At 60.4% G+C, this 12,209-nt stretch carries 11 protein-coding genes; 6 read left to right on the forward strand and 5 right to left on the reverse strand.

The window, feature by feature from the left end; translation table 11 throughout:
• Positions 1-142: 142 nt before the first annotated feature.
• From KW837_RS07365 to KW837_RS07390, 6 genes are read left to right on the forward strand one after another with little or no spacing between them, the layout of a single operon-like run.
• On the forward strand, positions 143-1,030 hold the full coding sequence (locus KW837_RS07365; RefSeq protein WP_218395054.1) for a proline iminopeptidase-family hydrolase: 888 nt from the start codon (positions 143-145) through the stop codon (positions 1,028-1,030).
• Between the two features lie 3 nt (positions 1,031-1,033).
• On the forward strand, positions 1,034-1,981 hold the full coding sequence (locus tag KW837_RS07370; RefSeq protein ID WP_218395055.1) for an ABC transporter permease: 948 nt from the start codon (positions 1,034-1,036) through the stop codon (positions 1,979-1,981).
• The gene (locus tag KW837_RS07375; RefSeq protein ID WP_218395056.1) at positions 1,978-2,832 is read left to right on the forward strand and encodes an ABC transporter permease; all 855 of its coding nucleotides are present in this window, start codon (positions 1,978-1,980) and stop codon (positions 2,830-2,832) included. Before KW837_RS07370 ends, KW837_RS07375 begins: the two co-directional genes overlap by 4 nt.
• A complete protein-coding gene (locus KW837_RS07380; RefSeq protein ID WP_218395057.1) occupies positions 2,829-3,815 on the forward strand; it encodes an ABC transporter ATP-binding protein in 987 nt (328 codons plus the stop codon). The genes KW837_RS07375 and KW837_RS07380 overlap by 4 nt, the downstream gene beginning before the upstream one ends.
• Positions 3,812-4,783 (forward strand): ABC transporter ATP-binding protein, encoded by a 972-nt coding sequence (locus tag KW837_RS07385; protein ID WP_218395058.1) that lies wholly within the window; start codon positions 3,812-3,814, stop codon positions 4,781-4,783. The genes KW837_RS07380 and KW837_RS07385 overlap by 4 nt, the downstream gene beginning before the upstream one ends.
• 33 nt (positions 4,784-4,816) lie before the next feature.
• A complete protein-coding gene (locus tag KW837_RS07390) occupies positions 4,817-6,331 on the forward strand; it encodes an ABC transporter substrate-binding protein (protein WP_218395059.1) in 1,515 nt (504 codons plus the stop codon).
• A gap of 189 nt (positions 6,332-6,520) precedes the next feature.
• On the opposite strand, the gene KW837_RS07395 is transcribed toward KW837_RS07390, so the two are convergent.
• From KW837_RS07395 to KW837_RS07415, 5 genes are all read right to left on the reverse strand, one after another.
• Positions 6,521-7,585, reverse strand: coding sequence for a 2,3-butanediol dehydrogenase (locus KW837_RS07395; protein WP_256348618.1), 1,065 nt, complete (start codon positions 7,583-7,585; stop codon positions 6,521-6,523).
• Positions 7,586-7,675: 90 nt separating this feature from the next.
• Positions 7,676-8,788: an acetoin dehydrogenase dihydrolipoyllysine-residue acetyltransferase subunit gene (locus tag KW837_RS07400; protein ID WP_218395061.1), complete on the reverse strand. Its 1,113-nt coding sequence runs from the start codon at positions 8,786-8,788 to the stop codon at positions 7,676-7,678.
• Positions 8,785-9,804 carry an alpha-ketoacid dehydrogenase subunit beta gene (locus tag KW837_RS07405; RefSeq protein ID WP_192344526.1) on the reverse strand — a complete coding sequence of 340 codons (1,020 nt, stop codon included), beginning with the start codon at positions 9,802-9,804 and terminating at the stop codon, positions 8,785-8,787. The genes KW837_RS07400 and KW837_RS07405 overlap by 4 nt, the downstream gene beginning before the upstream one ends.
• A 33-nt stretch (positions 9,805-9,837) precedes the next feature.
• A complete protein-coding gene (locus KW837_RS07410) occupies positions 9,838-10,815 on the reverse strand; it encodes a thiamine pyrophosphate-dependent dehydrogenase E1 component subunit alpha (protein WP_218395062.1) in 978 nt (325 codons plus the stop codon).
• 32 nt (positions 10,816-10,847) lie between these two features.
• Positions 10,848-11,906 carry an ATP-NAD kinase family protein gene (locus KW837_RS07415; RefSeq protein ID WP_218395063.1) on the reverse strand — a complete coding sequence of 353 codons (1,059 nt, stop codon included), beginning with the start codon at positions 11,904-11,906 and terminating at the stop codon, positions 10,848-10,850.
• Positions 11,907-12,209 lie beyond the last annotated feature (303 nt).

Genomic DNA, 12,209 nt, shown 5'->3' on the forward strand with positions numbered 1-12,209 from the left:
GCACGTAGAATGCCACGCCTCGGCGAGGGACTGCCAGACAAAACCTATTAGAAATACTAGCTTTTGGGCGCAAGACTTACTCAGTAAGGTAGGCCATTTAGTTAGCCTCCGAACCGGTCAGCATCATAAAGGGAGAATTGCGATGTGGCGTGAAATCGAGCCGGACCAGCACTATAACGTCGAGGTCGATGGCCACAATCTGGTGGTTTATAGCTTTGGCGAGGGCGATGAGGTCCTGCTGTGCCTCAATGGAGGCCCGGGGCTTCCCTGCGATTATCTGCGTGACGCCCATGGCTGGCTCAAGGACAAGGGGTTGCGCGTGGTCGCCTTCGACCAACTCGGCACCGGCGCATCTGACAGACCTCAAGACCCATCCCTGTGGGATATTTCCCGTTATGTCGCTGAGGTGGAAACCGTCCGGCAGGCCCTCGACCTGGGCCGGGTGCATTTGCTGGGGCACTCCTGGGGCGGCTGGCTGGCGATCGAATATGCCATTTACCACCCTCATGCACTCAAGACCCTGATTCTGGAAAATACCGTAGGCGATATCCCGCACCTGTCTCAGGAACTGGAGCGTCTGCGTGGTGCTCTTGGCAGCGAAACCGTGGCCATGATGCAGCGCCATGAAGCCATGGGCACCCTCGATCACCCGCAATACCAAGCGGCAATCACCCTCCTCAACTATCGCCACGTCTGCCGCCTGGACGAGTGGCCGGCGCCGGTCACGCGCTCTCTGGGCGACTGGAACATGGAGCCCTACACAACCATGCAGGGGCCGAATGAGTTTCTCTACGTCGGCAACCTGAAAAACTGGAACCGTCTCCAGGAAATGGCCGATTTCACCATGCCGGTATTAATTACCACCGGCCAGCACGACGAACTGACGCCGGCCTGTGCCATGCGCATGAAAATGGCGCTCAAGGATGCGGCACTGCATGTGTTCCCCAACAGCAGCCACATGCCCTTCTACGAAGAACCCCACGCCTACTTTCCGGTGTTACTGGACTTCCTCCAGCGGCACCGAGGTTAGTCGATGAATCTGTCGCGTTACCGTTTCATCCTGTCACGCCCCCTGCAGCTGCTGCCGGTGCTGTTCGGCATCAGTCTCATCACGTTTGTGCTGGTGCGCTCGATTCCCGGCGACCCGGCGCGCGCCCTGCTCGGCTCGCGCAGTACGCCGGAGGGGCTGCTCAGGGTGCGCGCTCAGTTCGGCCTCGATCAGCCGCTGTGGATGCAGTACTTCTACTTCCTGAAAAACCTGTTCAACGGCGATCTCGGCCAGTCATTGCTGTACAAGGTCGACGCCTTGAAGCTGATCAGCACGCGCATCGAGCCCACGTTATTTCTGGTGCTGGGCAGCGTGCTGCTGGCCATGTTGATCGCGGTGCCGCTGGCCACCGTTGCGGCCCGTAACAAGGGCGGTTGGGGCGACAATCTGATCCGCCTGTTCACCACCGCCGGCCTCGGCATGCCGGCATTTTGGCTGGGGATCATGTTGATCCTGCTATTCAGCGTACAACTGGGCTGGTTTCCGGTTTCCGGCTATGGCCGTTCCTGGCCGGACAAACTGCACCACATGGCCCTGCCCTGCCTGACCATTGCCCTGGCGTTATCGGCGGTATTGATACGTAACCTGAGGGCAAGCATGCTGATGGAGTTGCAAGCCGACCATGTCACGGCAGCCCGCGCTCGCGGTCTGTCTGAAAACGTGGTGTTTCGTCGCCATGTGCTACCCAACTCGCTCGTACCCGCCGTCAACCTGCTGGCGGTGAACATCGGCTGGCTGATCAGCGGCACGGTGGTCATCGAAAGTCTGTTCGCCATCCCCGGGATCGGCCAGTTATTGGTCCGAGGCATCTTCACCCGTGACTATATGGTGGTCCAGGGCGTGGCGATGGTGCTGGCCTGCGCCACTGTGGCGGTAAACTTTCTCGCCGATGTGGTGACAGTCGCCATCGATCCACGGGTGAAAATCCGATGAGCAGCCAGGCAACGACGGTTCCTCGATTGAACCTGCGCCTGGGTTTGCGCAACCCTCGATTGGCAATGGGATTGGGCCTGGCAATCCTGCTCGGTTGGCTGGTGCTGGCGATCTTCGCGCCCTGGATCGCGCCCTTCGATCCAATCGCCCAGAACACTGATATTCGCTTGCTGGCGCCCCATCTGGCCCACCCGTTCGGCACCGACAATTTTGGCCGCGACGTCTTGTCCCGAGTGATCTGGTCGGCCCGCATCGACTTGCAATTGGCGGTCATCGGGGTGATTTTCCCGTTTCTGATCGGCACGTGTGTCGGGGCTTTGTCCGGCTACATCGGCGGACGTTTCGACACGTTCTGTATGCGCCTGATCGATATCATCCTGGCCTTCCCGTTCCTGGTGTTGATGCTGGCGATCATGGCGATCCTCGGTCCCGGCCTGATGAGTTTCTATATCGCCATGGCACTGGTGGGCTGGGTGTCCTACGCACGATTGATCCGCTCACAGATCCTGATACTCAAGGAAAGCGATTTTGCCCTGGCCGCCAAAAGCCTCGGCTTCGGTCATGGGCGCATTCTGTTCAGGCACCTGCTGCCGAACGCGATGTTCGGTTCGATCGTGTTTTCCATGTCCGATGCGGTACTGGTATTGCTCAACGGCGCGGCGGTCAGTTACCTCGGCCTCGGGGTTCAACCACCGACCGCCGAGTGGGGCACGATGGTCGCCGAAGGTCAGAGTTTCATTACCTCCGCCTGGTGGATCTGCACCTTTCCGGGATTGGCGATCGTCACCCTGGCCATGGGCTTCAGCCTGTTGGCCGACGCTGTTGCCGAACACTTGGGTGAACGCTCATGAGTACGCCTGTGCTGAAGGTCGAAGAGCTCAGCGTTATCGCCCGTAAGGGTGAGCACGAGGTGACGCTGGTGGATCGCTTGTCCTTTGACCTGGCCGAGGGTGAAGTGCTTGGACTGGTGGGGGAAAGCGGCTCCGGCAAAACCATGGCCTGTCGCGGTTTAATGAGGCTGCTGCCGTCGCCAAACCTGCGAGTCGAAGGCACAACCGTGCAGTTGGCCGGGGAAAATCTATTGCACCTGGACGAGGCCGGCATGCGCCGCATGCGTGGACGTCAATTGGGGATGATTTTCCAGAACCCCAGCAGCCATCTCGACCCGTTAATGCGCATCGGCGAGCAGATTGGCGAAGGTATTCGTCTGCACCAAGGCGCCAGCAAGCGCGAAGCCCGCGCCCAGGCCATCGACGTACTCCGGCAAGTGGGCATTCCCGATCCGCAGCGACGAGTCGACAGTTACCCTCACGAATTCTCCGGCGGCATGCGCCAGCGAGCGATGATTGCCGTGGCACTGGGTTGCAACCCGAACGTGCTGATCGCCGACGAACCGACCACCGCCCTCGACGTCACGGTGCAAGCGCAGATCCTGCGCCTGCTGCTCGATCTGCGTGACCAGCGTGGCCTGTCGATCATCATGATCACCCATGACCTGGGGGTCGTTGCGCAGACCTGCGACTCGATTGCGGTGATGTACGCCGGACGCTTGTGCGAGCACGGTAACAAGCACGAGGTGCTGGCCCATCCACGCCACCCTTACACCGCGGGGTTGATCGACTGTCAGCCGGCCACCAGTCACGGTCACGCATTGCTCAAAACCATCCCCGGGCAACCGCCCCTGCTCGACGCCCTGCCCCAGGGTTGCCGCTTCAATCCGCGTTGCCAGCAAATCGGCAACCGATGCACAACACTGATGCCGGGTTTGCAGCCGGTCAGCCATGGACACCGCATCGCATGCCATTACCCCTTGGCCGCCGGAGACCGCTCATGACCCTGCTCAAGGTCAAGGATTTGCATGTGCGCTTCGCCGCGCCAGGCACTGGTTTGCTGGGCATGAACCGGCAATGGCTGACAGCGGTCAACGGCGTCTCGCTGACCCTCTCGGCGGGTGAAACGCTCGGGCTGGTCGGCGAGTCGGGCAGCGGTAAAAGCAGCCTGGGGCGGGCGATCCTGCACCTTAACGAGATTTACGCCGGGCAGGTGCTGTTCGATGGCATCGACATGGCCCATGCCGGGAAAGTCGACATCGAGCGGCTGCGTCATGAGACGGCGATGGTTTTCCAAGACCCTTATGCCGCGCTCAATCCACGCCTGAGCATCGGCCAGACCCTGGCAGAAGTGCTCCGGGTACAACGCAAGGTGCCGGAATCGCTGATTGCCGCCCGTGTTGATGAACTGCTGACCCTGGTCGGTCTGCGCCCCGAATTGGCCGACCGCAAACCGCACGCCTTGAGCGGCGGCCAATGCCAGCGTGTCGGGATCGCCCGTGCGCTGGCCGTGGAGCCGCGCCTGATCGTCGCCGATGAATGCGTGGCCGCGCTGGACGTGTCCATCCAGGGGCAGATCATCAACCTGCTGCTGGAGCTGCGTCAGCGCATGAACCTGGCGATTGTGTTCATTGCCCATGATCTGGCCATCGTTCGCCGGCTCTGTGATCGGGTGGCGGTGATGTACCTGGGCAAGATCGTCGAAGAAGGACCGGTGGAAGAAGTATTTCGCTCCCCGCGACATCCCTATACCGCCGCGCTGATCCAGTCGATTCCAGAAATCGATCCGGCCCGGGCGCTACCCACCGACCCTTTGCCCGGTGAACCGCCCAGCCCTTTGCAGTTGCCATCCGGTTGCGCCTTTCACCCACGCTGTCGCTACGTTCGTGCCACTTGTAGCCAGGTGGCGCCCCCTACCCGTCAACTCGACGCTCGCCGTTACGACTGCGTGCTCGAGGAGCCTCTGTTTTAAAAAACCACGTACTCATCAAGAAGGAGTTTGACCATGAGATCCAGGCATTTGAAATTGCTCGCCGCAGCCACATTGACCGCTTGCACCCTTGCCAGCGGCATTGCCCAGGCGGCGGGTGTACTCACCATCGGTTGCCGTGAAGAAAGCACCACGTTCGACCCGATCAAAAGCGCGCAAAACCGCGATACCTGGGTGTTTTCCAATGTCTACGACACGCTGATCCGGGTCGACAAGGCCGGCAGCAAAATGGAACCCGGCCTGGCTGAAAGCTGGAAAGTCTCCGACGATGGCCTGACCTACACGTTCAAGATGCGCGCGGCGAAATTCTCCGACGGCTCGCCGATCACGGCCGATGATGCGGCATTCAGTCTGTTGCGCACTCGCGATAACAAGGCGTCGCTGTGGAGCGATGCCTACAAACTGATCGACACGGCGAAAGCGGCCGATCCGCAGACCCTGGTCGTCACCCTGACCACCCCGTCGGTACCGTTCCTCTCGCAATTGGCCTCGCCGACTGTGTCGGTGCTCTCGCAGAAGGCCATGACCCGCATGGGCGAAGATGCCTATGCTCAGGAGCCTGTGGTGTCAGGGGCATTTTTTGTCAAAGAGTGGCTGCGCGGAGATCGCGTGAAGCTGGAGAAGAACCCGCACTTCTGGCAGGCCGACAAGGTCAGCCTGGATGGCGTGGAGTGGATTTCCATTCCCGACGACAATACCCGGATGCTCAAGGTGCAGGCAGGTGAGCTGGACACCGCGATCTTCGTACCGTTTTCGCGAGTCGATGCGCTGCGCAAGGACCCCAACCTGACCATCCACTCCGACCCTTCCACTCGGGAAGATCACCTGCTGATCAACCACGAGCACGGGCTGCTGGCCAAGCCTGAAGTACGTCAGGCGTTGGACATGGCCATCAACAAAAAATCGCTGGTCGATACCGTCACCTTCGGCCATGGCCAGGAGGCTTACTCCTACATTCCCAAAGGCTCGCTTTACCACTACGCCGACAATTTGAAGCGTCCATTCGACCCGACCAAAGCCAAGAAAATGCTGAGCGATGCCGGCGCAGCGGGCATGAAGCTGAATTACGTGGTCAACGCCGGTAACGAAGCTGATGAGCAGATTGCCGTGCTGGTTCAACAGCAACTGGCGGCTGTCGGTGTGACCGCCACCCTGCAAAAAGTTGACCCCACCCAGAGCTGGCAGATGCTGGTCGACGGTGACTACGACCTGTCCGTGATGTACTGGACCAACGACATCCTCGACCCGGACCAGAAGACCACGTTCGTTCTGGGCCACGACACCAACATGAACTACATGACCCGCTACAAGAACGATAAGGTCAAGGATCTGGTATCGGCTGCCCGTATTGAAGCGGCCCCGGCCAAGCGTGAACAGATGTACGTCGACCTGCAGAAGATCGCCAAAAATGACGTCAACTGGATCGACCTTTACTACAGCCCTTACATCAACATTTCGCGCAAGAACATCGAAAACTTCCAGCAGAATCCACTGGGGCGCTTCTCTCTTGAGGAAACGGTGAAGAACTGAGCAATCGTTGCGCTGAAGCATGGAAAAACAAAAGGACCTCTTTTCAGAGGTCCTTTTTTTATGCCTGTAGCAGGTACTGAAAACCCACATCCAGCACGCCGCTGTCCAGCCCCAAAAAATCATCGCAAGGGTTCGCGCAGGTGTTTTTATACAGGCTGGGCCATCGTCAATCGCACGCTTGCCAGTGCCTCAGACTCGAGCGGGTGAAACGATGATTTTCACGTTGTGTTCCTTGTTGTTGACCAATTCCTCGAAGCCCTGCCCGACGATCTGTTCCAGTTGAATGCGCCCGGTTACCAGCGGTGTGATGTCCAGCCGGCCGTCGGCAATAAAGGCGATCACATCAGCGAACTCACCGTTGTAGGCAAGCGCACCCAGCACCTGTTTTTCGGTGGAGACCAACTCGAAGAAATTGAACTCGCTGGGTTCCTCGAAGATGCCCACCAACACACACATACCGGCCTTGCGGATGAGGTCGATAGCGAGCTTGGCCGTGTGTTTGTTGCCGATGCATTCGAAGCTGACATCCGCCCCAAGTCCGCCGGTCAACCGCCGTACCTCCGCCAGAGCGTCACATTCATTGGGGTCCAGCACGTGGCTCGCCCCAACCTCCAGAGCCTTGGCCTTGCGCGCTCCCGACATTTCCAGGGCGATGACCTGGGCCGCACCAGCAGCCTTGGCACACATGATGGTGCACAGGCCGATGGTTCCCGCGCCAACCACCACCACATTTTTCCCCAGCACACTCCCGGCCTTTTTCACCGCGTGCGTGCCCACTGCCAGCGGTTCGATCAGCGCCCCGGCCTCAGCGGGAAAGTTGGCCGGCAACTTGTAAAGCAGATTGGCCGGCACGTTGACCAACTCGGCGAATGCACCATTGTTCATCAGCCCGGTGAAGGCCAGGTTCTCGCAAATGTTGTACAACCCATGAGTGCAGTAATAACAGGTGCCACAGTGCTGACAGGCATCGGCTGCCACCGGCTCGCCCACACTGAACCCCTCAACACCGGCTCCGATTTCGACGATCTCGCCACAGAACTCATGACCGAGAATGCACTGCCCCTTGATACCGGTCAGCGGGTGTGGCGCATCCACCGGGATGAACACTGGCCCGGCCACGTATTCGTGCAGGTCGGAGCCGCAAATACCGCACCATTGCACGCGAATCTGGACCCAACCCGCAGGTGGCGACACGGGCAGCGGAACGTCTTCGACACGGATATCGTGACGGCCATGCCAGACAGCGGCACGCATGCGGCGGGTCGGATCAATTGAAAGGCTCATGTTGGAATCTCCTTGAAGTCGTTGGCCAGGGCGCCCCGCAAAAAGGTCGCCATGGGAGCATCAGTGTTGTTGCACAAAGTCCAGAATCAGCCGGTTGACCTGCTCGGCCGCTTCCATCTGCACCATGTGCGCCTGGCCCGGCAGGATTTCGATCCGGGCTGTCAGGCCGGCACTGTGGGCCGCAGGAATGATCGCGTCGTCACCGCCCCAGATCAGCAGCACCGGCTGCCGGCTTTCTTGCACCACGCTGCGCAGATCGAACTGTTGTCGTCCTTCTTTGAACAATCCCGAAACCAGCTGGCGCAGGGCCGCGTCCACCCCTTCCAGGCGCTTGTACTTGAGCATGTCTTCGAGCATCTGCCGATTGACCAGTTCGGGGTCGGAGAACAGTTGCATCAGCTGTGGCTTGAGGGCATTGCGGCTGGCCGACTCGACAAAACCTTGCAGGTAATCGCCGTTGATTTCCGCGCCCAGACCGGCGCTGCCGATCAAGGTCAGGGAACGTACCCGTTGTGGAGCCAGACGCGCGGTGTTCAGCGATACCGCACCGCCCATGGAATGACCCACCAGATGCGCTGCGGGAATGTCCAGGTGATCGAGCAATGCCAGCACCACGCCGCTCAGTTCATCCAGGTTTCCGTGCTCCAGCTGTTTGGTTGATTCGCCATGGCCCGGCAGATCCAGAGCAATCACCCGGCGCTCGGCAGCCAGTGCTTCATGATTGAACATCCAATTGTTCAGATCTCCGCCAAATCCATGCACCAGCAGCAACGGCACCCCGCCTTCGCCGCGCTCGAAGTAACGGATCAGCCGCCCGTCCAGTTCGACCTTCTGCGGCTTCGGCCCACTGTCTTCCTCGGCTCCGTCACCCGGTACGAACGCGGCCTGAAACTGCTCGATCACCGCATCGATTTCGGCCTCGCTGGCTTCGCCGTCGACCACAATGCCGAGCAACGCACCGACCGCAAGGGTTTCATCCTGGCGCGCGATCTGCCGACGCAACACACCGGAAAACGGCGCCTCGACGCTGCTGGAAATCTTGTCGGTTTCCACATCGAGTACTTCATCGCCCTTGGCGATCGCCTGGCCCTCCTCCTTGAGCCAGACATCGACCCGGCCTTCTGTCATCGACAAGCCCCACTTGGGCATCGTCAGGGTATGAATCTGGCTCATGAACGCTTGCTCCACTCGATCAACTTGAGCACGGCGTTTTCGATCTTCGCCGCATCAGGGATATAGAGGTCTTCCAGGGCGTCGGAGAATGGCACCGGTGTGTGCGGCGCAGTCACCATCTCGATGGGCGCCTTGAGCGAGGCGAACGCTTTTTGCGCCACCAGGGCCGAGATGTCAGTGGCCATGGAACAGCGCGGGTTGGCTTCGTCGATCACCACCAGGCGCCCGGTCTTTTCCACGCTTTCGAGAATGCTGTCTTCGTCCAGCGGGCTGGTGGTGCGCAGGTCGATGACCTCGCAGTCAATGCCTCGCGCGGCCAGGCTGCGGGCTGCGTCCATCGCCGTATTGACCGTGCGCCCATAGGAGACCAGCGTCACGTCCTTGCCATCGCGCAGGAAGTTGGCTTCTCCGAACGGGATGGTATAGAGCTCTTCCGGTACCTCACCCTGCATGCTGTAGAGCAGTTTGTGCTCACAGAAGATCACCGGGTCGTTATCGCGGATAGCCTGGATCAACAGGCCCTTGGCGTCATAAGGGGACGACGGGCAGACGACTTTCAGCCCGGGGATGTGGGTCCACAGCGATGTGAGCATTTGCGAGTGTTGGGCCGCTGCCCGCAGGCCCGCGCCGACCATGGTGCGAATCACCAACGGGGTGGAGGCCTTGCCACCGAACATGTAGCGAAACTTGGCCGCCTGATTGAGGATCTGGTCCAGGCAGCAACCGGCAAAGTCGACAAACATCAATTCACACACCGGGCGTACGCCGCAGGTCGCTGCGCCTACCGCAGCACCGACATAACCCAACTCCGACAGCGGCGTGTCCAGCACACGTCCGGGGAATTGGTGATAGAGGCCCTTGGTCACGCCCAGCACCCCGCCCCAGGCGTCGTTTTCACCGGGAGCACCGGCGCCGCCAGCGACGTCTTCCCCCATGATGAACACCGTGGGATCGCGGCGCATTTCCTGGGCCAGAGCTTCATTGATTGCCTGCTGATAACTGATTTTTCTCGCCATGATGAAGGTCTCGATTCTTGTTATAGGGGGCGTTCAGGGATAGGAAACGTAGACGTCGGTCAGCAGGTCGGCCGCACTCGGCTTGGGGTCGGACTTGGCCTTGCGCACGGCATTTTCGATCAGCAGGTCCACTTCGCTATCGATCTGGTCCAACTGGCTGGCATTAATCAAACCGGTCCGGGTGGTGCGTTCGCGAAACTGCATCAGGCAGTCGTTGTGCTCGCGGAAATACTTGACCTCGTCCGGTGCCCGGTAGGTCTGGGCGTCGCCCTCGAAGTGACCGTAATAGCGGGTGAGCTTGACCTCGATCAGTGACGGTCCTTCACCCGCTCGTGCCCGTTCCACGGCGGCGCTGGCTGCTTCGTGAACAGCGAAAAAATCGAAGCCGTCGACGGTGACCCCGGGCATGCCGAAGCCGGCCGCGCGGTCGGCGATGTGATCGCACGCCACAGACCAGTTGGAGGCCGTGGCCTCGGCATAACCATTATTCTCGGCAACGAACAGGCACGGCAGGTTCCACACCGAAGCCATGTTCATCGCTTCGAACACCGCACCTTCATTGGAGCCGCCGTCGCCGAAGAACACCACCGCGACGCTGTCGGTACCTTTGAGTCGGGCGGCCAGAGCCGCGCCCACAACCAGCGGTGCGCCGGCGCCGACGATGCCGTTGGCGCCGAGCATGCCCTTCTCGAAATCGGCAATGTGCATGGAGCCGCCCTTGCCCTGACAAACCCCGGTTTTCTTGCCGTAGATCTCGGCCATCATCCCGTACACATCAACGCCCTTGGCGATGCAATGACCGTGGCCACGGTGATTGGAGGCGATGCAATCATCATCCCCCAGGTGAGCCATGACACCGGCGGCCGAGGCCTCTTCACCGGCATAAAGATGGACGAAACCGGGAATCTCGCCGGTGGCGAACTCCACGTGCAAGCGCTCTTCAAAAACGCGGATGGTGCGCATCACCCGATAGGCATGCAGCAATTGATCAGCGGTCAGCTGTGTCGACATTTTTATTCTCCAGGGTGTCTTGAGGCTCAGGTTCAAAGTGCAAGGTTCAGAGGGTGTTGCGGATGTTCACGGCCGATGGCCAGCAGCCGCTCTCGCGCTGCATAGGCCAAGGCCGCATTGACGTCGATGCTCAGCGGACCGCCGGCATCGAGGGTAACGGTGGGTAAGTCAGGGGCGTTGAATTCGATTTCCCGCTCGCCATCCAGGGCCAGGGTGCCGCTGGTCAGGCACAGACGATGGGCAACGCCGGGTTCAAGGCTGGCGGCGGCGAGTACGCCGCAGCCTTGCAACAGGCCGGGCGCCAGTGGCACCAGCAACGCTTCGCAAGAGTGCGGATCAAGGCGCATCCAGGCGCCATTGGGGGCTTGGCGCGATACCGGAAACCACAAGCCACAGAGCGCCGAAATGCCAATGGACTGAGGTTCGGCGAAGGTTACAAACACCTCCGCCAGATCGATCCCACGGCTGATGGCGCGGGCGCCGATAAACGGCAGCGAGGACACCGCCACGTCCACCAAGGCCACTTCGCACAGGTCGCGGTTCGCAATCCGCACCAGCAGACGTTTATTGCGGCGCAAAGCGATTTCGGGTGGAATCCGCCCGCTGGCGAATAACCCGCCGGCCAGCCCGGCACTGGTGGCCTCACGCAGTTCCGGGAAGGCATTGTTAGTCCCTGTCGACAGCGTCAGCAGTGGAATGTCGCCGACTTCTGCAGCCACCGCTTTGTGGGTACCGTCACCGCCGAGTACGGCGATCAGCGACACGCCGCGTTCAGCCATCCAGCGCGCAGCCTGGCGAGTGTCTGCCACGCTCTGGCGCAAGGTAAGGTCGAGGAACTCCAGGGTGGGCCAGTGGCTGTCACGCGCCTGGCGGCCATGACTGTTCTTCAACACTGCAGCGGCGATACCGGTCATGTCGGTGGGCATCAGCACCCGCTCGACACCGGTGGCACCAAAAGCTGCCAGCAGCCGCTGGATCACCGAGACCTTGTCGGTGCTGGAAAACAACCCGGCATTCGCCGTCAGGCGCCGTACATCCCGGCCGGACGCCGGGTTGGCAATGATGCCGACGGTCAATGGCAAGCGACTCATGCCAGCACCACAGGTAGAACAGGGAAAAGGCCTCGGCAGGAGGACATAGGGCACCTCTTTTTATTATTGGGTTGCCAGCGCACTGGTTGCTGGGACTAGGTTGCAGGGGCTACGTTTCAGGGACTAGAGCAAGGCCGGTGCCAGATTTGCAAAAAAGCGCCAGGATGCCTGTTCCAGAGCGGCTCCTATTTGAACCCATGAGGGTTGGGATCAGGCTCGATTGAGACGTCCCATGTCAGCCAGCACGGGTTTGTGGTGAGACCTTGAGACGTTGCGTCTCACCGTCGCCATGAGTGAACCGAT

It is taken from the genome of Pseudomonas sp. PDM24 (genome assembly GCF_019218905.1).
Taxonomy (GTDB): Bacteria; Pseudomonadota; Gammaproteobacteria; order Pseudomonadales; family Pseudomonadaceae; genus Aquipseudomonas.